Raw genomic sequence first — 23,130 nt, forward strand, 5'->3', positions numbered from 1 at the left:
GAAGTCAAAATACAGAAAAATCGAGCGCCGCATACTGCCCGCGGGCGATGCCGGCGAAGGCCAGCAGTGCCGGCAGGCGCTCGGCAAAGCCCTGGAAGCTGTGATCGCCCCCGGCCTGGATGCGCAGGGCACAGGCACGGTAATAGTGCTCGGCATGGCGGTAGTCCAGGGTTTCATCGGCGGTCTGCAGCCACACTTGATAGCGGCTGGCGTCCGCCGGGGCTGGTACTTCCAGCTCGGCCAGGGCCTGCACGTGATCGTGGGTCAGCTCCCAGGTTTCACCGCTGTAGTGATTGCGCTGGGTACCCAGGTAGCCGTCGAAATGCTTGTGCGGCGTTACCGCTGGGTTGACCAGCAGGGCCTTGAAGCCAAAGCGCTCTGCCAGATGAGTGGCATAGTAGCCGCCGAGCGAACTGCCCACCAGTAATGGCGCGCCCAGCTCGGCGATCGCCGCTTCCAGCTGGGCAATGGCCTGCCGCGGGTGATGGTGCAACGCCGGCAGGCGCAGTTGGGCCGACAAGCCCAGCTGCTGCATCACAGCCTCGAGCTGGCGCGCCTTGGTCGAAAGCGGCGAGCTGTTGAAGCCATGGATATAGAGGATGGAACCCGACATGCTGCCCCCGGAGTCTGTGGCTTCGCGCCTGGTGATGCCGGCGCAGGGACGCGCAGTGTATCGCGTTCGCCGGGTTTTGACGCAGTGTCACGGGTTTCGCAACAATTTCTTCCAGAAAGCCGGGGCCGCTGCGCGCCCCATCGCCGGCAAGCCAGCTCCCACACCTACCGCGTTGGCCTCAGGCAGGCAGCACAGGGTCTGAGGCCGGCGCGGCAGATGTGGGAGCTGGCTTGCCGGCGATGGGCTGCGCAGCAGCCCCATTCTTCAATACCCCGGGCTGTCGAAGTCCAGCTTCACCGCAAAATCCAGCGCCCGTTCCACCCCGGTGTCCAGCCGCCCGTCGGCATGCAGGCGCAACCAGCGGTACCCAGGCTGCTCCTCGCTCACCTGAAATTCCTCGCTGCGCGCCGCGAACTGGATGCAGGTCGAAGGCGTGGCCAGCAGACGCCGGCCGTTTCGCACTTCATCCCACGGCTGATGCACATGCCCCCACAGCAACGCCCGCACCTGCGGATAACGCTCGACGACAGCGAACATTGCCTGGGCATTGCGCAAGCCGATCGGTGCAATCCAGGCACAGCCGATATCCACAGGCTGATGATGGAAACACACCAGGCAATGCCGCTCGCCCGCCCCCTTGAGGGCCGACTCCAGCGTCGCCAGCTGATCCTCTTGGAGAAAACCGTGCGGCGCCCCGTGCACCGCCGTGTTGAGCATGATGATGCGCCACCCGCCAATATCGGTCACAACCTGGACCAACTCCGGCGCCACCTGCGCCATGACCTGGGCCTCGTCATGGTTGCCCGGCAGCCAACGGGTGGGCACGCCAAACGGCGCGGTCAGCTCGCGAAATGCTTCATAAGACGCCACGCTGGCATCCTGCGACAGATCGCCAGTGCACAACAGCAGGTCGACAAGCGGTTGCTCGCGGCGCACCTGGGCGACCACATGGCGCAGGCTGTCACGGGTATTGAGACCCAGCATGCTGCCAGCCGGGTCGGCGAACAGGTGGGCATCGGTCAGTTGCACCACATGCACGGGGCGCGATTGGTCTTGCTGCGGCAACGGCCGTCTCCTCGAACGGATTCAGCAGCAATTATGGCCGTGGAATGCTTGCGAGCAAACACCCGCAAGCCACCCACGTCACAATTCAGCGAACACTTGCCAGTTCGTGCCCGCAGGCCAGGCAGTGGCTCAGCCATTCACCGAGGAACAGGTTGAGCTGGGCCTTTTCATCCGGCTGGTGCATGCCTGCATTGGGATAGGGGTAGATGCTGCGCAGGCGCCGGGCATGTTGGGCGCTGATCACTTCGGCCATGCGTGCATCGTGGTAAACCTGCACTTCCAGATGCGGTACAGGCAACCACGGCAGGCTGTGCTCCTGGCGCACGTGCAAGGTGGTGGTGTACGGGCAGGCCAGCACCACGTCGAGCACCAGCACGCCGAGCATCTGGTCGCCCTGGGTCATGCCGATGCGGCGCGAGCTCTGGGTGGTGCGCATGTCGGGCAACAGGCGCATCAGCCGGGCGTAGTTGGCCTCGCAGGCTGCCTGCAGCCCGACCAGGTCGACTCGATAGCGCTCGCGCAGCAGGTTCACTTCCACATACCTCGTACTTCGTCACGGTTCAGCGCCAGCCATTGCAGGCCGATGATGGTTGCCGCGTTGCAGATGCGCCCATCGCGCACCGCCTGCAGGGCATCCTCGAACGACCACACGCGCACACGGATGTCTTCGCCCTCTTCTTCCAGGCCATGCAGGCCACCGGCACCCTCGCTGCTGCAGCGGCCAAGGAACAGATGGACGTATTCGTCACTGCCGCCGGGCGAGGGGAAATAGCGGGTCATCGGCCACAGGGCACTGAAGGTCAGGCCGGCTTCTTCGTCGGCTTCGCGGTGGGCGACGTCTTCGGGTTGCTCGTCCTTGTCGATCAGGCCGGCGACCATCTCGATCAACCAGGGGTTGTCGACCTTGCCCAGGGCACCGACACGGAACTGCTCGATCAGCACCACTTCATCGCGCTGCGGGTCATAAGGCAGCACGCACACCGCGTCATGGCGCACGAACAGCTCGCGGCTGATCTCGCGGCCCATGCCCCCGGCAAAAAGCTCATGGCGCAGGCGCAGCCTGTCGAGCTTGTAGAAGCCCTGGAAGCAATTGGCCCGCTCGATGATCTCGAAGCCCTTGGGCACTGAATTGAACGCGTCTGACATGGAAACCCTCATTACCTCAAATACCGCTTCGCGCCATCCTACTCTGCACGCCTGTCGGTTTCACCCCTTTCTGGCAACCGTTCGCACACTCGTTACAGCACGTCTTCACTCTGTTAGCTTAGTGGCGAACTGAAGGCCGCGCAGACGGTCAAAGGCCGACTTTTCCCTGTTCTGCAAGGATCATCATGACACTTGTCAAACTGACTTCCGTGGCCGTGCTGGCACTCGCCCTTGGCGCCTGCCAAAGCCTGTTCACGCCAAGCCACCGGGCCCCGCTGGAGGTCAAGCGCGACGCCTGGGAGCATGTCAAACCTGGCTGCAGCGAGAGCGACTGCCCGCTGGTGAACATCGACATGATCCATTTCCCGGCCCTGCCCAAACTTGATGGCATCGTCGAAAAGCGCCTGCTGCAGCTGACCGAAGACAATCAGCATGGCACCGCGCCAAGCACCCTGCAGGCCTATGAACAGCAATACCTGGCCAGTGCCGACAAACGTAACAGCAGCTACCTGCAAGCCAAGGTACGCGAACAGCATGACGGGCTGGTGATCATCGAGTTGTCCAGCTACCTGGACAGCGGCGGCGCCCACGGCATGCCCGGGCGTGGCTTCATCAACTATTCGCGCAAGCTGGACAAGGTATTGACCTTGCAGGACATGCTGGTGCCAGGCCAGGAGGACACCTTCTGGAAAACCGTCGAGGAGTCGCACCGCGCCTGGCTGATCAGTGTAGGCATGGACAAGGACGCCGAGTTCGTCAAGACCTGGCCATTCAAGCAGTCGCCGCACGTCGCCCTGACGTACGGCGCGGTGGTGGTCAAGTACGAGGTCTATGCTATCGCGCCCTACTCCATGGGCCACGTGGAGCTGAAAATCCCCTACCCGCGCCTGAACGGCGTGCTCAAGCCTGAGCTGTTTCCCGGCCGCGGCTGAAGCTCAGCAGCCCGTGCAGTAGCCCTGCCAGCACCAATGCCGGCAGGGTCGCCCCCAGGTCAGGTGCCTGCGCGGCGATCACATGGTAAGCCACAACGCCCACCGCCCAGGCCAGCAGCGCCTGCCAGTGCAAGCCACCCACCTGTGCCGGCAGGCGGCGGCGACGGACCACGTAATGGTCCATCAGCACTACGCCGAACAACGGCGCGAACACCGACCCGATCAGCAGCAGGAAATTCTCGTACTGTGCCAGTGGCGCCAGCAAGGCAATCAGGGTGCACAGCACGCCGATGGCCAGCGCCAGGTGCTCGACCTTCAGCGGCAACAGCACACCGGTGGAAACCGCTGCCGAATGGATATCGGCAAAGGCCTTTTCCGACTCGTCGAGCAGGATAAGCAGCAGCGGAATGCCCATGCCGGCGCCCGCCAGTGCCAGCAGCAAGGCATTGACCTCGCCATTGGCGGCAAAGGCCAGGGTGTAGGCCACACCCAGGCTCATCAGCCAGGTGTTGCCGATGAAATAGCCGATCACCGTGCCGCCGAACACATGCTTGCCGTTGCGGGCGAAACGCGAGTAGTCGGCGATCAGCGGTAGCCAGGACAGCGGCATGGCGATGACGATGTCGAAGCCCACGGCCAGCGACATCGAACCGTCCCCCGCACGGCTCCACAACTGCGCCAGGTCGGCCTTGGCGAACAGGTTCCAGGTCAGCCACAGGCAAGCGCCCAGCAGCACCCAGATGCCCCAGGCCCGCAGCACCTTGCGCACAAACGCCAGCGGGCCGCTGACCGCCAACAGGGTGGCCAGGGCGCCGAAGCACAGGGTCCAGAGCATCGGGCTGTTCCAGGCGCTTTCTGCGCCGAACGCGCGCGCACCCAGCAGGCTGGCGGCATCGCGCATGACAATGATCTCGAACGCGCCCCAGCCCACCAGTTGCAGCAGGTTGAGCAGCGCCGGCAGGCGCGCGCCATGGCCGCCCAGGCTGAGTTTCAGGGTTCCCATGGCAGAAAGGCCAGTATCGCTGCCGATGACGCCGGCGGCGCCCAGCAGCAGCACGCCGACACCAGTACCCAGAGCGATGGCCAGCACCGCGCCGGCGAGGCCAAGGCCCGGCGCCAGCATGGCGCCGACCTGCAGCACCATCAGGCCGATGCCCAGGGAGAACCATAGCGAGAACAGGTCGCGGGCGCCGAAGATGCGCTGGTGGGTGGGGACCGGGTGGTCGGGGGAAAACTGGCTAGGCGTGGTCATGCTTGTTGATACTCGGCAAAGTATTGGAATGTACGCGGTCGCTGTAGGAGCGGCCTTGTGTCGCGAAAGGGCCGCAGAGCGGCCCCAGGTTTTCAGCTTCACAGCTGAAATTGCCGGGGCCGCTTCGCAGCCCATCGCGACACAAGGCCGCTCCTACAAGGGGCAGCGCAGCGGTTTAGACTTTGTGGTACAGCTGGCTGCCTGTCTGGCGGAACCGCTCGGCCTGCTCGCGCATGCCTTGCTCGGCCGTGACGTCGACGGCTTCGATCTTGGCGGCGTACTCACGGACTTCCTGGGTGATCTTCATCGAGCAGAACTTCGGCCCGCACATCGAGCAGAAGTGCGCGACCTTGGCCGATTCCTTCGGCAAGGTTTCGTCGTGGAAGGCACGCGCGGTGTCCGGGTCCAGGCCCAGGTTGAACTGGTCTTCCCAACGGAATTCGAAACGCGCCTTGGACAAGGCGTTATCGCGAATCTGCGCGCCCGGGTGGCCCTTGGCAAGGTCGGCGGCATGTGCAGCGATCTTGTAGGTGATGATGCCGGTCTTGACGTCGTCCTTGTTCGGCAGGCCCAGGTGCTCCTTGGGCGTGACGTAGCACAGCATGGCGCAACCGAACCAGCCGATCATCGCCGCACCAATGCCCGAGGTGATGTGGTCATAGCCCGGGGCGATGTCGGTGGTCAGCGGGCCGAGGGTGTAGAACGGCGCCTCGTCGCAGCACTCCAGCTGCTTGTCCATGTTCTCCTTGATCAGCTGCATCGGCACGTGGCCGGGGCCTTCGATCATGCACTGCACATCGTGCTTCCAGGCGATCTTGGTCAGCTCGCCGAGGGTTTCCAGCTCACCGAACTGTGCGGCGTCGTTGGCGTCGGCAATCGAGCCAGGGCGCAGGCCGTCGCCCAGCGAGAAGCTGACGTCGTAGGCCTTCATGATTTCGCAGATTTCGTCGAAGTGGGTGTACAGGAAGTTTTCCTTGTGGTGCGCCAGGCACCACTTGGCCATGATCGAGCCACCACGGCTGACGATGCCGGTGACGCGCTTGGCGGTCAGCGGCACATAGCGCAGCAACACACCAGCGTGGATGGTGAAGTAGTCCACGCCCTGCTCGGCCTGCTCGATCAGGGTGTCGCGGAACAGCTCCCAGGTCAGGTCCTCGGCCACACCGTTGACTTTTTCCAGGGCCTGGTAGATCGGCACCGTACCGATCGGCACCGGCGAGTTGCGGATGATCCATTCGCGGGTTTCATGGATATGCTTGCCGGTGGACAAGTCCATGACCGTGTCCGAACCCCAGCGGATGCCCCAGGTCAGCTTGGCCACTTCTTCCTCGATCGAGGAGCCCAGGGCGCTGTTGCCGATATTGCCGTTGATCTTCACCAGGAAGTTGCGGCCGATGATCATCGGCTCCACTTCCGGGTGGTTGATGTTGGCCGGGATGATCGCCCGACCACGGGCGATTTCCTCACGCACGAATTCGGCGGTGATTTCTTTCGCAATGTTGGCACCGAAGCTGTGGCCGGCATGCTGATCGTTCAGCAAGCCTGCGGCGCGGGCCTCCTGCAGCTTCATGTTTTCACGGATGGCCACGTATTCCATCTCGGCGGTGATGATGCCCTGACGGGCATAGTGCATCTGCGAGACGTTGGCACCGGCCTTCGCGCGGCGCGGGTTGCGCACATGGGCGAAGCGCAGCTTGGCCAGGTCGGCATCGTTCAGGCGCTGCTGGCCAAAGTCGGAGCTCAGGCCGCCCAGGCGCTCGGTGTCCCCGCGGTCGTCGATCCAGGCCGAACGCACGTCGGCCAGGCCCTTGCGCACGTCGATGATCACATCAGGGTCGGTGTACGGGCCGGACGTGTCGTAGACCAGCACCGGGGCGTTGGTCTCGCCACCGAAATCGGTCGGCGTATCGTCCAGGCTGATTTCGCGCATGGGTACGCGAATGTCCGGGCGCGAGCCTTCGACATAGACCTTGCGCGAACGCGGGAACGGTTGCACGGATTGCTGATCGACTTGTGCCGATTCGCTGAGGTTGATCGCTTTTTCTTGTTTGCTCATCACAGGCTCTCCAGACGGCTTCCTAGCAGTGGAATGTCGGGGATGAACCTGAAAGACGCGGACGCAGCCCTTGACGGGTGCAGTGCCGGATATGGGGGTGCCTGAAAGCTGCATGCAGCTGTGACAATCCCGGACCTGGCACAAGAGGCTCCCCGGGAAGGCGAGCAATCTTGTTCCCTACGCAGGCGCTAACCTGATCAGGTTCAACGGGATCCGCACCTCTGCGATCTCAGCCTTTGATTCAAGGCACCCCGACAAGAACACGCGCAGTCTAGACTGGAGTGGTCGGCAAAGCCAAGCGGGTAAATGCGCGGATGATGAAAGGCGTACCGAGCGATTGTTGCCGGGGGCGCATGGCACTACACTGGCGCATCGCTCGATACTCAACAGTTCAGTAATTAAATTTCGTACAAGGATTGCCTCTATGCTGCGCAAACTCTCACTGGCGATAGCCGTGTCTTGTGCGTCCAACGGAGTGGCCTGGGCAGCGGACGTGCCCCAAACGGTGAAGACCGACCTGGTCAGCGTCTACCAGGAGGCGGTGGACAACAACGCCGACCTGGCCGCCGCCCGCGCCGACTATGGCGCACGCCGCGAAGTGGTGCCGCAGGCCCGCGCCGGTTTGCTGCCCAACCTGTCGGCCGGTGCCGAAATGATGAACACCCGCACCAAGCTGGACGAACCGTCGATCACCTCCAACCGCAGCGGCAATTCCTGGAGCGCTACCCTGGCCCAGCCTATCTTCCGCGCCGATCGCTGGTTCCAGTTGCAGGCTGCCGAAGCCGTCAACGAACAGGCGGCGCTGGAGCTGTCGGCCACCGAGCAGAACCTGATCCTGCAGACCGCGCAGAACTACTTCGCCGTGCTCCGCGCCCAGGACAACCTGGCCGCGACCAAGGCTGAAGAAGCGGCCTTCAAGCGCCAGCTGGACCAGTCGAACGAGCGTTTCGATGTGGGCCTGTCGGACAAGACCGATGTGCTGCAATCGCAGGCCAGCTACGACACGGCACGCGCCAACCGGATCATTGCCGAGCGCCAGGTGCAGGATGCCTTCGAAGCACTGGTGACCCTGACCAACCGTGAGTATTCGTCGATCCAGGGCGTGGTGCATACTTTGCCGATCCGGGTGCCTACGCCCAACGACGCCAAGGCCTGGGTCGAAACTGCCGGGCGCCAGAACCTCAACCTGCTGGCGACCAACTACGCCGTTTCTGCCGCCGAAGAGACCCTGCGCCAGCGCAAGGCCGGCCACGCGCCAACCCTGGACGCAGTCGCCAAGTACCAGAAGGGTGACAACGACAGCCTCGGTTTCACCAACCCGTCGCAGCTGGGGGTGCGCTACAGCGGCGATGTCGAGCAGACCAGTGTCGGCCTGCAGTTGAATATCCCGATATACAGCGGCGGCCTGACCAGTTCCCAGGTTCGCGAGGCCTACCAGCGCCTGAGCCAGAGCGAGCAACAGCGCGAGAGCCTGCGCCGCCAGGTGGTGGAAAACACCCGCAACCTGCACCGCGCGGTGAACACCGACGTGGAGCAGGTACAGGCACGCAAACAGTCGATCATTTCCAACCAGAGCGCACTGGAAGCCACTGAAATCGGCTATCAGGTGGGTACACGCAACATCGTCGACGTGCTCGATGCACAGCGCCAGCTTTACACCTCGGTGAGGGATTACAACAACAGCCGCTATGACTACATTCTCGACAACCTGAGCCTGAAGCAGGCGGCCGGCACACTGAGCCCGCAGGACTTGCAGGACCTGGGGCGGTACCTGAAGGCCGACTACAACCCCGACAAGGACTTCTTGCCGCCGGACCTGGCCGCGGCAGCGGCGAAGAACTTCGAGCGCAAGCCTTGAGATAAGGGGTGATAGGGGGGGCACTATGGTCTTTGGCAGGTTGCATCAGGGCTGACAGGCACTTGCCGCTGCATATCTGGCGGCAAGCACCTGTCAGCCTTGATGCGATCTGTCACCTGCCGGCGATGAGGTCAGCGAGACCCACACGGCAATCAGCGCACAAGTGCACCCAGGCCATCAAGCAATCGCTGCAAGGCCCCCTGATTGGACTGCATCACCGCCCTGCCCGCCTCGCCCATGCGCTGAGCATCCTGTGGCAACTCCACCAGGCGGCGCACAGCCCCGGCCAACCCGTCAGCATCGTCCACCTGCTGCAACGCCCCCGCCTCGCGCAGCATTGCGCTGATCTCGAGGAAGTTGAAAACGTGCGGGCCCATGATCACGGGCAAGGCCAATGCCGCAGGCTCCAAGGGATTATGGCCACCGGTGGCGACCAGGCTGCCACCGACGAAGGCGATGTCCGCCAGTGCGTAGAGGAACAGCAACTCGCCCATGGTGTCGCCCAGTAGCACCTGGGTCTGGGCATCTACAGGGGTACCGGCAGAGCGGCGTACCGTGGCGAACTGCTGGCTGCACAACGCATGCACCGCAGGGAACCGCTCAGGGTGGCGCGGGACCAGCACCAGCAGCGCATCCCCGTGCAGCTGCAGCAACTGGCGATGGGCCTGCAGGATCAACGCGTCTTCACCCTCGTGGGTACTGGCCGCGATCCACACCGGGCGCTGCAAGGCGCCCCACTGCTCGCGCAAGTGGCGAGCGCGCGGCAGCAGTTGTTCGTCTACCTTCAAGTCGAACTTGATCGATCCTGTCACCTGCACGCTTTCCGGGCGAGCACCCAGGTCGCGGAAGCGCTGCGCTTCGGTTTCGGTCTGTACCGCAATCAGGCTCATCTCGGCGAGCATCGGCCGGGTCAGGTTGGCGAAACGGGCATAACCACGTGCCGAGCGCTCGGACAGCCGAGCATTGGCCAAGGCCACCGGGATGCCGCGCCGGGCGCATTGATGAATGTGGTTGGGCCATAGTTCGGTTTCCATGATGATGCCCAGCTTCGGCTGCACATGATCAAGGAAACGCCCCGCCGCCCAAGGCAGGTCGTAGGGCAGGTAGCAGTGCTGAACGCGCGGTTCATCGGCAAACATGCTGCGAATGCGCTCGGAACCCGTTGGGGTCATGCAGGTAAGCGTGATCGGCAGCTCCGGGTAGGCCTTGAGCAAGGCACGCACCATCGGCGCGGCAGCAATACTCTCGCCAACCGACACTGCGTGCACCCATATACCGCCCTGGTGCATGGCCGGCAGCTGCAGAGCAAAGCGTTCGCCAATCCGTTTGCCATAGGCTGGAGCCTTGCGCGCGCGCAGGAACAGGCGCAGCGCAACCAGCGGCAGGCCCAAGTGAAACAGCAAGGTATAAAGTGTTCTGTTCATGGCAGCGGAGTTTACCCGATCGCGCGCAGGTGCACTGCAAAGCGCTCGGCCAGCCACTGCGCGGCCGGGCCCAGCGGTTCATCACGGCGCCAGGCCAGCTCTGCCACCAGTGCCGGCGGGCGCCATTCGCTGTCCAGCTCGACCATGTGCGCCTGATAGGTCGGGTACTGCACCACGTGCCGTGGCAGCCAGGCCCAGCCCAGCCCGCGCATCAGCAGTTCGGCCATGGCGTAGAAGCTGTCTGCACGCCACACCTGCGGGCTGATCGCCTCACCGCCCGGGTAGCCGCTTTGTTGCGGTGTAATCAGCAACTGACGGTGGCGGGCCAGCTGCTGGCGGGTGACCCGGGGTTCGCCGGCAAGCGGGTGGCCGGCCGCACACACCGTGACCATTTCCACGCTGCCCAGGGCACGTCGCTCCAACGAAGCAGGGATGCTTTCGTGGTGAAAGAACAGGCCCAGATCAGCGCGCCGCTCCACCAGCTTGCGCGCCACATCGCCTTGGGCGCCGCTGGCCAGTTGCACTTCCAGGAATGGGTAATGGCTGGCCAGCTCGTCGAGGCTGTCGATGACTGGCTGGTAGGGCATGGCTTCGTCCTGGGCCACTCGCAGCAAGGCCTCCTGCCCGCGCATCAATGCCAGGGCGCGCCCGTCCAGACGTTCGCACTGTCGCAACAGTTCGCGGGCATCCTCCAGCAGCGCGCTGCCGTTATCGGTCAGCTTCGGTTGCCGACCACTGCTGCGATCGAACAGGGTTACCCCAAGGTCGGTTTCGAGCAGGGCGATGGCATTGCTGATGGCCGACTGGGCCTTGCGCTGCTCACGGGCCACGGCCGAAAACGAGCGCAATTCGGCGACGCGCATAAAGGTACGCAGTTGTTCGAGATTCCACTGCTCGGCCATCGACCTATCTCCCGTATAGATAGGTAATGACTTTACCGCATCCGGCCAACCTCTAGAATGCCCGACCAGTTACCGGAGGATCCTGCCATGAATGCCTACACCTACCTCGCCATCGCCATCTGCGCCGAAGTCATCGCCACTGCCTCGATGAAGGCGGTCAAAGGGTTCAGCACGCCGTTGCCGCTGCTGCTGATGGTGGTGGGCTATGGCATTGCGTTCTGGATGCTTACCCTGGTGGTGCGCAGCATACCGGTGGGGATTGCCTATGCCATCTGGTCGGGGCTGGGTATCGTACTGATCAGCGTGGCGGCGCTGGTGGTGTACGGGCAGAAGCTGGATGTGCCAGCGATGCTGGGGATGGCCATGATCGTGGGTGGCGTGGTGGTGATCCAGCTGTTTTCGAAGACGGCTGGGCATTGAGGTTTTCCATGAGGGCCCCATCGCCGGCAAGCCAAGCTCCCACAGGAAAAGCATTGACCTGGCGGCCTGCGCGAACCCTGTGGGAGCTGGCTTGCCGGCGGTAGGGCCCTCTTGGGGATACCCTGTATACTTGCCAGCTGTCCCAGTCTTCGAGGTACCGCCATGCCATCCGCCATTTCCACTGACGTACTGATCGTCGGCGCCGGGGTCGCAGGCCTCTGGCTCAATGCCCGGCTGCGTCGCCAGGGCTACTCGACAGTGCTGGTGGAGCGCGCCAGCCTTGGCGGCGAACAGACCATCAAGTCCCAGGGCATCATCCATGGCGGCACCAAGTACGCCCTGCACGGCGCCCTTACCGGTGCATCGGAAGCCATCGCCGACATGCCGCGGCGCTGGCGCGAAGCGTTGAGCGGCAGCGGCGAGCTGGACCTGAGCAGCACCCGCCTGCTGTCCGATGCCCACTACCTGTGGTCGCCGGGCACCCTGGCCGGCAACCTCACCAGCTTTTTCGCCAGCAAGGCCGTGCGTGGCCGGGTCGACCAGGTAAAAGGTGAGCAACTGCCGCCGGCGCTGCAAGACCGTGCGTTCAAGGGCAAGGTCTATCGCCTGGCGGAACTGGTGATCGACGTCCCCACCCTGCTGGCCAACCTGGCCGAGCTGGCGGGTGACAGCCTGCTGGCCGGTGAGCACGTCGAACCCCTGCGCGAAGGCGACGAGCTGGTCGGCCTGCGGGTAGATGGCCGCGACATCCGCGCCCAGCGCATCGTGCTAAGCGCCGGCGCCGGCACCGAAACGCTGCTGCATGCCCTGGGCGTGAACCAGCCAGCCATGCAGACCCGCCCGCTGCATATGGTGATGGCCAAGGGCACCAACCTCAAACCGCTGTACGCCCACTGCCTGGGCGGCGGGCCCAAGCCACGGGTGACGATTACCACCCACCCGGCCGCCGATGGCCAGTGGGTCTGGTACCTGGGCGGCGACCTGGCCGAAGCCGAGGGTGTTGCCCGTGAGCCGGCCGCGCAAATTGCTGCAGCCCAGAAAGAAATCGCCAGCCTGTTGCCATGGGTCGACCAGAGCCAGATGCGCTGGGCCACCCTGCGAGTCGACCGTGCCGAACCGGCACAATCGGGCCTGGTACGCCCGGACAACGCCTTCCTCGCCGAGCAGCAACGCCTGCTTGTCGGCTGGCCAACCAAGCTCGCGCTGGCCCCGGACTTCAGCGACCGGGTCATCAGCCATTTGCAGCGCGACGGCATTCGCCCGCAGGCACAGGCCGATTTGGCCGGCCTGCCACGCCCACCGCTGGGCGTGCCGGCCTGGGAGCAATTGCTGCCATGAGCCTGCCAACCCTGCACAACCTCCTTCGCCCCCTGGGCAGCACTGGCCTCAAGGTTTCGCCGCTGGGACTGGGCACGGTCAAGCTCGGTCGCGACCAAGGCGTGAAGTACCCCACCGGCTTCACCATTCCCGACGATGACGAAGCACGCATGCTGCTGGCCCAGGCGCGCGAGCTGGGCATCAACCTGATCGACACGGCGCCGGCCTATGGCCGCAGCGAAGAACGCCTGGGCCCGCTGCTGCGCGGCCAGCGCGACGAATGGGTGATCGTGAGCAAGGTCGGTGAAGAATTCGACGCTGGCCAGTCGCACTTCGACTTCAGCGCTGCCCATACTCGCCGCTCGGTGGAGCGCAGCCTGCGCCGCCTGGAGACCGACCGCATAGAACTGGTGTTGGTGCATTCCGACGGCAATGACCTGGCGATCCTCGAGCACGAGGAGGTGTACCAGACCCTGGCTGCACTCAAGCAGGAAGGCAAGATCCTCGGCTTTGGCCTGTCCGGCAAGACCGTCGCCGGCGGCCTGAAGGCGCTGCAGCAGGGCGACTGCGCCATGGTCACCTACAACCTCAACGAGCAGGCAGAGCGCCCGGTGCTGGACTACGCTGCCGAGCACGGCAAGGCCATCCTGGTGAAAAAAGCCTTGGCCAGCGGGCATGTCTGTCTCGCCCCGGGCGTCGACCCGGTGCAAGCCAGCTTCGAACTGCTGTTCGCCCACTCGGGCGTCAGCAGTGCTATCGTCGGCACCATCAACCCGTTGCACCTGGCCCACAACGTGGCCACCGTCGCCCGTATCCTGGGCCGGCATTGAGTTACCCCTGGCTCAAGGGCCTGGAGACTGACCCGAGGCAAGGAGGAGCATCGTGGCGCGAACGCTGATCCGCAAGAACCCGAGCAACTTCAAGACACTGCCCCTGCATGTAGAAGCCACGCCCGAGGGCCTGATCTACCAGAGCATCGGCATGCCGCTGAACTTTGCCCAGACCCAGCAGCGGCGCAAAGCCATCCAGCTGCCGGACGCGCAACGGTTCGTGGTTGAACTGGCCAACCTGGGTGTGTCGGTGCGCCTCACCCTGCAGTGGCAGAACCGCGACTATTGGGTACTGGTACGTCAACGTCGGCAAGACCGCGGCGACGTTGTTCTGAAACTGATATCGGGTTATGTGCCAGCGCAGGAGCTCAACCTGCCGCTGCATACGGCCGTGCAGGAAGTAGCCGAGGAGTGCCTGCTGGAAACCCCCGAGGGCTGGCTGGGTGGGCGCTTCAACGACACCTGGCTACCGGTACCCTACGCTGCCGCCCTGCATTACCGGGAAAACCCGCACTTCGTGCTGGCCCCGCAGTCCGGCGCCGCCCGGCCGGTACACTGCGGCAGGTTGATGCTACTGGAGCGGCCGCGGGCTTATGTGCACCTGCCCACCGCTTCGTTGCAGCTGATCTATGACATGCGCCTGCAGGTACCGCGGGAAGCCAAGAAGCTCAGCCTGTTCCACGTCGATGAACGGCTCGAGGGCAACCAGCTTGTAGCGCGGCTCAACCGCAAACGGCCGGACCTGTATCTGATGCCCCTCAAAGACGGCCAGCCACTGGCAGAGCTGTATACGCTGAAGAAAGACGAGCTGGTGCCGGCGAGCACTCGTGGGCTGTACCTGGCCGAAAGTTTTGCGCGGCAGGACGGTTGGGTGGTGACGGACGAGCGGGTGCGCTGGAAGGATTGGGTGAAGCAGCAGGGGCTGGTGGAAAGCACGCGGGCGCGGGCGTCGCACTTGCAGCGCTTTGGTGACAAGGCCCGGGCACTGCTGGAGCGGGCACGTACTTCACTGCATAAATAACTGGGACCGCTATGCCGCCCTTCGCGGGCATGCCCGCGAAGGGCGGCATAGCAGCCCAAAAGCATCAGTTTTTGCGAATCTTCTCGACAATGGCAGTAGTCGAGCTGTTCTCGACCAGCCCCAGCACCTTCACGGTGCCGCCATAGCCCTTGACGATATCGGCACCCACCACCTGGTCGATGCCATAGTCGCCCCCCTTGACCAGCACATCCGGCTTGACCTGGCTCAGCAGGTTCTCCGGCGTGGCCTCAGGGAAGCTGATCACCCAGTCCACCGCGCCCAGGCCGGCCAGCACAGCCATGCGCCGGTCGACACTGTTGATCGGTCGGCCGGGTCCCTTCAGGCGGCTGACCGAGGCGTCGTCGTTGACCGCGACGATCAGGCGATCACCCTGGGCCCGCGCCTGCTCCAGGTAGGTGACATGCCCAGCGTGGAGGATGTCGAAACAACCGTTGGTGAAGACGATCTTCTCTTTGTGTGCGCGCGCATCATCGATGGCCAGCAGCAGCTGCTCCAGGCCCAGCACACCCCGCTCGGAGCCTTCTTCACGCTGGATGGCCCGGCGCAGTTCAGGGGCGCTGATGGCCGCCGTACCCAGCTTGCCGACCACGATACCCGCCGCCAGGTTGGCCAGGGCCACCGCATGGGGCAGATCCTCGCCAGCGGCGATAGCTGCTGCAAGGGTGGAGATGACGGTATCACCGGCACCGGTGACATCGAATACTTCCCGCGCCCGCGCCGGCAGGTGCAGGGCCGGCTGGCCCGTGCGCAGCAGGGTCATGCCGTGCTCGCCGCGGGTTACCAGCACGGCACCCAGGTCCAGGTCCAGCAACAGCTGCAGGCCCTTGGCAACCAGCTCGGCTTCATCGGCGCAACGGCCGACGATGGTCTCGAACTCGCTGAGGTTCGGCGTGATCAGGCTGGCGCCACGGTAGATGGAGAAGTCCTTGCCCTTGGGGTCGGCCAACACCGGAATGCCTTTGGCCCGCGCCGCCTGGATCAGGCTCTGGTGGTTTTTCAGTGCGCCCTTGCCATAGTCGGACAGGACCAGCACCTTGACCCCCTCGAGCAGGCCGTCAACCTCGGCGCCCAGCGACAGCGGGTCGGTGGCGAACGGCTCTTCGAAATCGATGCGCAGCAGCTGCTGGTGACGGCTCATGACCCGCAGCTTGACGATGGTCGGCTGGTGCGCAATGCGCTGGAAGACCGAGCGTACGCCGGCAGCCTGCAGGCTGTTGGCGAGGCTATCGGCAGCCTCGTCCTGGCCGGTGACACCGATCAGCGACGCCGGCGCACCCAGCGCGGCGATGTTCAAGGCAACGTTGGCCGCGCCGCCGGGGCGATCCTCGATTTGATCGACCTTGACCACCGGGACTGGCGCTTCAGGCGAAATACGCGAAGTACCGCCATGCCAGTAGCGGTCGAGCATGACATCGCCGACCACCAATACCGGGGCTTGATCGAAACGCGGCATGGACAACTTCATGGGCAACCCATATGGAAATAATGAACAGGGGCAGGATATTAGCACAGGGTAGACGACGGCTTTATGGCCAGATCATCCCCGGAAAATTCCCGTGACAATCGGGGCCATCACGGCCCCGATCAAGGAGGGTTCAGGTGATATCGGCCTTGGCCGGCTCATCCAGGCCCATGGCATGCAGGCGGGCATAATGGCCATTGGCTGCAAGCAGCTCGGCATGGGTGCCGCGCTCGACCAGACGGCCCTGGTCCATGACCAGGATCTGATCGGCCTTCTCGATGGTCGACAAGCGGTGCGCAATCACCAGCGTGGTACGGCCTTGCATCACATGATCCAGGGCAGCCTGGATATGCCGCTCGGACTCGGTATCCAGCGCCGAGGTGGCTTCATCGAGGATCAGCAGGGGCGCGTTTTTCAACAGCGCGCGCGCAATTGCCAGACGCTGGCGCTGGCCACCGGAAAGCAGCACACCGTTTTCACCGACGTCCGTATCAAAGCCTTTCGGCAACTGATCGACAAACTCCTTGGCGTAGGCATCGGCCGCAGCGGCCTCGATATCTGCGCGCGGCGCGCCGGCCAGGTCGCCGTAAGCGATGTTGTTGGCTACCGTGTCGTTGAACAGGGTGACGTGCTGGGTGACCTGCGATACGTGGCGGCGCAGGTTGCGCAGGCGATAGTTCTCGATCTCCACGCCGTCCAGCAGAATCTGCCCTTGGTCGTGGTGATAGAAGCGCGGGATCAGTGCCGCCAGGGTCGACTTGCCGCTGCCGGAGCGGCCAACCAGGGCGATCATCTGCCCGGGCTCGGCGGTGAAGCTGATGTCGCTCAGCACTTCACGCTCGGTGCCCGGGTACGTGAAGCTCAGGTTACGCACTTCAAGGCGCCCTTCTACCCGCTCCTTCTCGATGGTGCCGGTGTCCACTTCCGGCTCTTCGTCCAGCTGCTCGAAGATGCTCTCCGCGCCGGCCAGGCCTTTCTGGATGGTCGAACTGACTTCCGACAACTGGCGAATCGGCTTGGGCAGCAGGCCGGCGGCAGTGATATAGGCCACCAGGTCGCCGGCGGTGGACTCACCGCGCAGGAACAGCACCAGGAACATCAACGCGGCCATGGCGCTGTAGATCACCAGCTGGAGCATCGGCGTGTACAGCGAGCCGGTCTTGGTCATGCGCAACTGCTTGTCGGTGTTGCTCTGGCTGGCCTTGCTGAAGCGCTGCTCCTCGTAGGCCTCGCCACCGAAGCTGCGGACCACGCGGTAGCCTTGGATGGTTTCCGAAGCGACGTGGGTGACGTCCCCCATGGCCACCTGGATCTTCTTGCTCTGCTTGCGGAATTTCTTGCTGGCGACGCTGACCATCACGGCGATCACCGGCAGGATGGCAACCATCACCAGTGTCAGGTGCCAGTTCATCCACAGCAGGTAGGCAAACAGGAACACCACGGTCAGGCCTTCGCGAATCACCACCTTGATAGCATCGGTGGCAGCACCGGTGACCATGGTCACGTTGAAGGTGATGCGCGAAATCAGGTGCCCGGAATTGTGGTTGTCGAAGTAGCGGTTCGGCAGCACCAGCAGCTTGTTGAACAGCTCCACCCGCAGGTCGTGCACCAGGCACAAGGACACCTTGGCCAGAAAGTAGTTACCCAGGAAAGAGCCAAGCCCCTGCCACGCGGCAATCAGGATGATCAGCAGCGGCACCGCCTGCAGTAATTGCAGGTCGCGCAGGTAGGGCACGTTGGGGAACAACACAGCCTCGGGATTGCTAAGCCCGTCGACGAAATACTTGAGGATGCCGGCCAGCATTGGCTGGGTCGAGGCAAAGATCACGAAACCGACAATGCTCAGCAGGAAAATGCCGACATAGGGTTTCACATAGCCCAGCAGCCGGAAGTAGATCTTCAGGCTGGAGGTGGGCTCCGCCGGTCGCGGTGTTTCGGCCATTATCGAGCTCGCTGTTCAGGTTGAACCGGAAATTTTACCACAGGCGCCATTTTCGGCACGCCCCCATGGCAGCAACATGGCAAGGCCCACCGGCAGCCAACTGATGAACCACTCGGCACGCGGTGTTCCGGTGAGGCTGGCGGCGTCAAACTGCATGGCCAAGGTCGAGTACACCCAGAAACCAAGCAGGAGCTTGCCGAGCAACGTTGCGCGGGCGCGGAGGATTTCAGCCAGGGCAAACAGCCACACGGCTACCCACAGCAGCATACCGGGCAGGCCCATTTCCACCGCGGCGTGGGTGAACATGTTGTGAGTATGCTCGAACTGCTGGCCGGCTGCGTTGACATGGTAGCCAGCCCCCAGACCCAGCCCGGTCCAGGGATGTTCGGCAATCATGTCGAGTACGGCATGGAAGATCTCCGGACGGTAGGACGAACCGCGCTCGGCAATCAGGTCGTACACCGTGGAAAGCGCCAGGCCGGTAGCGAAAACAGCGAGGATGGAAAATACCCTACTGTGGCGGTCGCGGAACCACAGCGGTGCGATCACGACGGTAATCACCAAAGCCAGAATCGCGCCACGGCTCTGGCTGAGGATCACGAACGCCCCCAGGCAGGCCAGTGCTGCCAGCCACGCCAGTTGCGTGCCGCGCTGGCGAGGCGGCTGGTAGAGCAGGAACAGCACAGCCGAAGCGATGACATACGCCCCCAGGATGGGGTGGGATATTTCACCGATACCCGCCAGCCTGAGCCGCCATGGCATCTCCTGCAGCCCGTAGAAGTTGATGACCGACACCAGCGCGGCAATCGCCAGCAATGCACTGCCGAGCTGCAGCAGCTGGCGGATGCGCGTCAGGCCAGCCTGGGCCAGCAACGGGAACGCCAGCAGGAATACCAAAATATAGAGCAGACGCTTGATTTCGCGCCGAGGATCTTCGGCAGGCGACCAGACCAGGCTGACCCCGCTCCATGCCAGCAGCAGCAACACGCTTGTCCACAGCGCCGGCTGGCGCTTCCAGGCCTGTGCCAGCACGTCGCGAGCCGACCACGCCAAGAGCAGCGTCGGCAGCCACAGGAACAACACCAGCCCCTGTTGATAAACCTTGTTGCTCGGCGCCAGGGCAATCGCAGCCAGGAACCAGACCAGACCCAACCCCAACCAGGCTCTTGCCCAGCTTTTCTGATACAACATCCTTTCCCCCGATGAATCAAAAACACCATCCATGGTGCTACAGCATTATTTTCGGCATTATTGCCGGTCATTTTGCTCGCCAGACGACAAGGCCCTATTCATGCAATGCTCCCGGCTCACCCAGGTCGACTTCGATCAGCTGACACTCGGCGCACAGGTACTTGAGGCAGACAGCCATGGCGCCAAAGTCTACCTGCTCGAGGATGGAAATTTCCTTAAGGTTTTTCGTAGGAAAAGACTGATTTCATCTGCGCTGCTGCGCCCGTACTCGCAGCGCTTTGTCGATAATGCCGCACGCCTGGCGCAATTGGGCATTCCCACCCTCGAGGTAATCAGCCAGCACAAGCTCGACCTGCCAGGCCGCACCGCCGTGCTTTATCGCCCGCTCCCAGGGCGGACGCTGCTGCAGATGTCGCGCGATGAAGGTTTCAGCTGGGACATCTACCTGCCCCGGCTGATCGAACTGATCCGTCAGTTGCACCGTAGCGGGGTTTACTTCCGCTCGCTGCATCTAGGCAATGTGGTAGTCACCCCCGACCAGCGCCTGGGCCTGATCGACGTGGCCGACATGCGCTTCCTGCGCCCGCCGCTTTCGGCACGCATGATTCGTCGCAATGTGCAGCACATGGTGCGCTATATCGAGCGGGAGAACCTGGGTGACCAGTTCCCCCTCGCCGCATTCGAGGCAGCCCTGCTGGCCCGCTGAGGCTCAGCTGCGCAGCAGGCTCTGCGAGCCATTACAAAACGCTTGCCAGGCCTGCTCAGGCGCCAGCGCCTGGCGTTGCCTGGCGGCGACCGCCGGAGCACTGAGCGCCGCGCAGCGCGCGATCGCCTCGGCCCAGGCGCTCTGGTCGGCAGTGGGTAGGTAGCCACCGGTGTCACCCAACTGCTCGCGGAACACTGGCAGGTCGCTGCACACCACTGGCACATCGGCCATGACCGCCTCCTGCACCACCAGCCCCAGGCCTTCGGAACGCGAAGGCACCAGTAGCCAGTCGAACGCTCGGTACAGTTGCTGCAGGTCTTCACGGTGGCCGCACAGGTGAACCCGGCCTGCAAGGCCCAGCGCTTCGATACGCTCCTGCAGCAAGGCATGCAGGGGGCCTTCACCAATGATCGCCAACTGCAGGCCCGGTTGCCGTGCACTGGCCTTGGCGAATGCCTCGATCAGCATCTCGAAGCCTTTGCTTTCCACCAGGCGCCCGACTGCGCCCAGCATCACTGCGGCTGCCTGTGGCAAGCGCAGCACCTGCCTGGCCATGTCACGAGTCAGCAGCGGCTCGACGAATGCCAGCGGGTCAAGCGCCATGCGCAACGTCTGCACCGGCCTGCCGAGGTCGCGCTCCAGCGACTCGGCCAGGGTATGCGACACCGCCGCGATACTCAGCCGCTCGGGCGCCAGCATGCGCAACAGCCGCACATCGCTGGCGTTGAGCCGGGTCTTGCCATGGAACAGCACCTTGGCCCGTACGCCGGGAATATTCTGCAACAGCGGCAGCACCAGCCGTGCGACGCCAATGCCATCGAGCAGCACGATCTCTGCCTTGGCTTCGGCCAGCGCCTTGCGCAAGCGCATGCGCAGCCACGGCCGCAGCAGGCGCCAAAGGTGTCGGCCTTTCAGGGCACGTGGCGGCATGTGCCACTCCCGGGTCGAGCCGAGCCCGCAGCAGAGCCCGCTACCCAGCAGCAGCCAGTTACTGATCCGCGCATCGGCGCCCGCGTGCGACAGCACCTGCCGGTGCACTTTGTGGATGGACATGTACGGCGTTCCACCCGCCCACATCATATTGACGATGTTCATGGGCCCTCTCCCGCGCATGTCAGGTGGGACAGCGACATCAGTGAACAAAAATGGTGATACCCATGCCGATCAAGGCACCCGCCACCAGCGTCAATGCCAGTTTCATTCGATCACGTTGACGACGCTTGGCCTTGCGCTCCACTTCGATGGGCAAGGTCACGTGATTACCAAATCCGGTGTGTAAGACTGCATCACCCTCCAAAGTGACCGCTGTCAGATTTAACTCAGCGTAGCGCCGGGAAAGCGCCTTCTCTCCAGCATAGGCGGCAAATGGCGCGCAGCGCTGGTAATCGCTCAAGCGACGCAGGCCCGGGTTGAGCGAAAACGCCTGCCACTCGGCTTTTTCGGACAGCAACGGGTAGCAAGGCACGCCAGCGATCACCTGGCGATCGCCCAGGTGGATGTACGGGCTGTGGATGGCCAGGTCGTGGGCATGGCTGCGCAGCCACACCTGCAACAGGTTGGGGCTGACCTGCAGGATCGCCTGGGAGTCTTCGACGAAGCCCTGGCGATAGAAGTGCCAGTCGTCCTCGCAGTGGAAGATGTACGGCGTCTTCACCTGGCTGTAGGCCAGGTCGATAGACGGCAACTGGCCAAGCTGAGGCCGGTTGACGAACACCTTGCAGTGAGGCTTCCAATGCTCCGGCACAGCGTCATGCACGGCATCATCACCGGAATCCTCGGTGATGAACACCTCGCGAATGGGCGCGGTGTTGCAGCGATCGAAACTCTCAAGGGTGTCTTTGAGCAGGTCGAACCGCCCACAACTGGTCACGACGAGCGTGACGTCACTCTCATTTGAAAAGCGCACCGGACTCCCTCCGCATTGCGACTATCGGCTTTCAACACCCACTCCCAGGCGCGAAAGCTCTTGTTTAGATGCCCAGCTTCAGGCGCAACCGCTGCCACCCGGTCAAGGGTGGGTGGGGCCTGAGTGCCGGGCGCATGTGGTCGACGATGCTACGTCCAACTGCCCCGAAACTGAAACGGGAAACCGCCAGATGGCGGCCATTTTCTGCAATTTGCCGGGACAGTTCAGGGTCCGAACGCAAGCGGCGGAGCTTTTCCTGGAGCGTCGGGATGGTGTCATAGAACACCACGTTGTGCATGTCCTGCAGGCCTAGCGCGCGGTTCTCCTCCTCGCCCTGATCGTATGCCAGCAAAACACAGCCACAGGCCATGGCTTCGAAGTTCTTGATCATGTACTCGCCCATGCCGACATCGGCACTGACGAAAAAGCGGATACGGTTGAGCGTGTTGCAATAGTCCTCACCCGACTTGGTGCGGGTGACCACCAGGTTTTCGACCTGCCCCAGCTCATCCAGCAGCGCCTTGCGGCCGCTGTACGCAACACTGTTGGTGCTACCGACAAACGCCAGCTCGATGTCGCGCTCACGCCCCTGATCGGTCAGCAACTGCTCGTCGTAACCCTTGGGCACGAACACCGCATCGAAACCTTCCTGGCGAAGGCGCTCGCTGACCATGTAGCCAGAGCTGATTACCCGTGCCCACGGCAGTTGACGGTAATGGGCGCTGAACTTGCCGGTGTACTTGCACGGAATGTAGTTCTGATAGGCATCGTGTTCGAGGATGACCAGGTTCGGCACGGTGCGAATGAACGCCACCTGGCGAATTTCCTGTTTGAAGCGCAGGAAGAAGACGATGCGGTCATAGCGTTCGACCTGCACTTCACGCTTGAAATAGCGGCGCAGGTTGCGCTGGTCTTCGCTGGTCAGCCAGCGCAGGTCACACTCGCAGTTGGCCGCGACGCCATCGTACAGACGGTCGAGGATCGCCCGCTGTTCTTTCTGCACCAGAAACAGGACTTTCATTGCATTCCTTGGGCGCTCTGCGCCATCGCGGTCAACCATGGGGCG

At 63.4% G+C, this 23,130-nt stretch carries 21 protein-coding genes and 1 riboswitch; of the genes, 7 read left to right on the forward strand and 14 right to left on the reverse strand.

The window, feature by feature from the left end:
- Positions 1-4 precede the first annotated feature (4 nt).
- The 4 genes from AC5O5R_RS24690 to AC5O5R_RS24705 form a co-directional block, all read right to left on the reverse strand.
- Complete coding sequence (locus tag AC5O5R_RS24690; RefSeq protein ID WP_494514804.1) at positions 5-613, reverse strand: YqiA/YcfP family alpha/beta fold hydrolase; 609 nt, start codon at positions 611-613, stop codon at positions 5-7.
- Positions 614-877: 264 nt separating this feature from the next.
- Positions 878-1,678 carry a 3',5'-cyclic-AMP phosphodiesterase gene (gene cpdA / locus AC5O5R_RS24695; protein WP_494514805.1) on the reverse strand — a complete coding sequence of 267 codons (801 nt, stop codon included), beginning with the start codon at positions 1,676-1,678 and terminating at the stop codon, positions 878-880.
- A gap of 85 nt (positions 1,679-1,763) precedes the next feature.
- Complete coding sequence (locus AC5O5R_RS24700) at positions 1,764-2,216, reverse strand: DUF1249 domain-containing protein (RefSeq protein ID WP_172220887.1); 453 nt, start codon at positions 2,214-2,216, stop codon at positions 1,764-1,766.
- Positions 2,207-2,824 (reverse strand): NUDIX domain-containing protein, encoded by a 618-nt coding sequence (locus AC5O5R_RS24705; protein ID WP_172220883.1) that lies wholly within the window; start codon positions 2,822-2,824, stop codon positions 2,207-2,209. Before AC5O5R_RS24705 ends, AC5O5R_RS24700 begins: the two co-directional genes overlap by 10 nt.
- A 185-nt stretch (positions 2,825-3,009) precedes the next feature.
- Between AC5O5R_RS24705 and AC5O5R_RS24710 the strand changes: the two genes are divergently transcribed.
- Entirely contained in the window at positions 3,010-3,756 is a 747-nt protein-coding gene (locus AC5O5R_RS24710; protein ID WP_172220880.1) for an RsiV family protein, read from the forward strand.
- Here the strand turns inward: AC5O5R_RS24710 and cytX are convergent.
- Together cytX and thiC are read right to left on the reverse strand one after the other, a co-directional pair.
- Complete coding sequence (cytX, locus tag AC5O5R_RS24715; RefSeq protein WP_172220877.1) at positions 3,725-5,008, reverse strand: putative hydroxymethylpyrimidine transporter CytX; 1,284 nt, start codon at positions 5,006-5,008, stop codon at positions 3,725-3,727. The two genes, AC5O5R_RS24710 and cytX, sit on opposite strands and share 32 nt — an antisense overlap.
- A 175-nt stretch (positions 5,009-5,183) precedes the next feature.
- Positions 5,184-7,064 (reverse strand): phosphomethylpyrimidine synthase ThiC, encoded by a 1,881-nt coding sequence (gene thiC / locus AC5O5R_RS24720; RefSeq protein ID WP_172286606.1) that lies wholly within the window; start codon positions 7,062-7,064, stop codon positions 5,184-5,186.
- Between the two features lie 157 nt (positions 7,065-7,221).
- Positions 7,222-7,328: riboswitch (TPP riboswitch) on the reverse strand.
- A gap of 160 nt (positions 7,329-7,488) precedes the next feature.
- On the opposite strand from thiC, the gene AC5O5R_RS24725 reads away from it, so the two are divergent.
- On the forward strand, positions 7,489-8,922 hold the full coding sequence (locus AC5O5R_RS24725) for a TolC family outer membrane protein (RefSeq protein WP_494514806.1): 1,434 nt from the start codon (positions 7,489-7,491) through the stop codon (positions 8,920-8,922).
- 152 nt (positions 8,923-9,074) lie between these two features.
- On the opposite strand, the gene waaA is transcribed toward AC5O5R_RS24725, so the two are convergent.
- Both waaA and AC5O5R_RS24735 read right to left on the reverse strand, forming a co-directional pair.
- A complete protein-coding gene (gene waaA, locus AC5O5R_RS24730) occupies positions 9,075-10,346 on the reverse strand; it encodes a lipid IV(A) 3-deoxy-D-manno-octulosonic acid transferase (RefSeq protein WP_494514807.1) in 1,272 nt (423 codons plus the stop codon).
- An 11-nt stretch (positions 10,347-10,357) separates the two neighbouring features.
- Positions 10,358-11,248 (reverse strand): LysR family transcriptional regulator, encoded by an 891-nt coding sequence (locus tag AC5O5R_RS24735; RefSeq protein WP_172220862.1) that lies wholly within the window; start codon positions 11,246-11,248, stop codon positions 10,358-10,360.
- Positions 11,249-11,335: 87 nt separating this feature from the next.
- Here AC5O5R_RS24735 and AC5O5R_RS24740 point away from each other — a divergent pair, with 87 nt between their 5' ends.
- The 4 genes from AC5O5R_RS24740 to AC5O5R_RS24755 all read left to right on the forward strand — a co-directional run bounded on the left by AC5O5R_RS24740 (position 11,336) and on the right by AC5O5R_RS24755 (position 14,836).
- The gene (locus AC5O5R_RS24740) at positions 11,336-11,668 is read left to right on the forward strand and encodes a DMT family transporter (protein WP_172220859.1); all 333 of its coding nucleotides are present in this window, start codon (positions 11,336-11,338) and stop codon (positions 11,666-11,668) included.
- Between the two features lie 162 nt (positions 11,669-11,830).
- Positions 11,831-13,006, forward strand: coding sequence for an NAD(P)/FAD-dependent oxidoreductase (locus tag AC5O5R_RS24745; RefSeq protein ID WP_172288260.1), 1,176 nt, complete (start codon positions 11,831-11,833; stop codon positions 13,004-13,006).
- Positions 13,003-13,815 carry an aldo/keto reductase gene (locus tag AC5O5R_RS24750; protein WP_172220854.1) on the forward strand — a complete coding sequence of 271 codons (813 nt, stop codon included), beginning with the start codon at positions 13,003-13,005 and terminating at the stop codon, positions 13,813-13,815. Before AC5O5R_RS24745 ends, AC5O5R_RS24750 begins: the two co-directional genes overlap by 4 nt.
- A gap of 52 nt (positions 13,816-13,867) precedes the next feature.
- Entirely contained in the window at positions 13,868-14,836 is a 969-nt protein-coding gene (locus tag AC5O5R_RS24755) for a metal ABC transporter ATPase (protein WP_172220851.1), read from the forward strand.
- A 64-nt stretch (positions 14,837-14,900) separates the two neighbouring features.
- Here the strand turns inward: AC5O5R_RS24755 and hldE are convergent, their stop codons facing one another.
- From hldE to AC5O5R_RS24770, 3 genes are all read right to left on the reverse strand, one after another.
- Positions 14,901-16,322 (reverse strand): bifunctional D-glycero-beta-D-manno-heptose-7-phosphate kinase/D-glycero-beta-D-manno-heptose 1-phosphate adenylyltransferase HldE, encoded by a 1,422-nt coding sequence (gene hldE, locus AC5O5R_RS24760; RefSeq protein ID WP_172220848.1) that lies wholly within the window; start codon positions 16,320-16,322, stop codon positions 14,901-14,903.
- Between the two features lie 130 nt (positions 16,323-16,452).
- On the reverse strand, positions 16,453-18,261 hold the full coding sequence (gene msbA, locus AC5O5R_RS24765) for a lipid A export permease/ATP-binding protein MsbA (protein ID WP_172220845.1): 1,809 nt from the start codon (positions 18,259-18,261) through the stop codon (positions 16,453-16,455).
- Positions 18,262-18,276: 15 nt separating this feature from the next.
- On the reverse strand, positions 18,277-19,452 hold the full coding sequence (locus AC5O5R_RS24770; RefSeq protein WP_494514808.1) for an O-antigen ligase family protein: 1,176 nt from the start codon (positions 19,450-19,452) through the stop codon (positions 18,277-18,279).
- 100 nt (positions 19,453-19,552) lie between these two features.
- On the opposite strand from AC5O5R_RS24770, the gene AC5O5R_RS24775 reads away from it, so the two are divergent.
- Positions 19,553-20,158 carry a serine/threonine-protein kinase gene (locus tag AC5O5R_RS24775; protein ID WP_172220839.1) on the forward strand — a complete coding sequence of 202 codons (606 nt, stop codon included), beginning with the start codon at positions 19,553-19,555 and terminating at the stop codon, positions 20,156-20,158.
- Positions 20,159-20,161: 3 nt separating this feature from the next.
- On the opposite strand, the gene AC5O5R_RS24780 is transcribed toward AC5O5R_RS24775, so the two are convergent.
- From AC5O5R_RS24780 to AC5O5R_RS24790, 3 genes are all read right to left on the reverse strand, one after another.
- On the reverse strand, positions 20,162-21,253 hold the full coding sequence (locus tag AC5O5R_RS24780; protein WP_172220836.1) for a glycosyltransferase: 1,092 nt from the start codon (positions 21,251-21,253) through the stop codon (positions 20,162-20,164).
- A gap of 37 nt (positions 21,254-21,290) precedes the next feature.
- Positions 21,291-22,064 carry a glycosyltransferase family 2 protein gene (locus AC5O5R_RS24785; protein ID WP_172286286.1) on the reverse strand — a complete coding sequence of 258 codons (774 nt, stop codon included), beginning with the start codon at positions 22,062-22,064 and terminating at the stop codon, positions 21,291-21,293.
- 64 nt (positions 22,065-22,128) lie between these two features.
- Positions 22,129-23,085, reverse strand: a complete 957-nt coding sequence (locus AC5O5R_RS24790) for a glycosyltransferase family protein (protein ID WP_172231311.1) — start codon at positions 23,083-23,085, stop codon at positions 22,129-22,131.
- Positions 23,086-23,130 lie beyond the last annotated feature (45 nt).

It is taken from the genome of Pseudomonas sp. 8_5_2, from assembly GCF_059295255.1.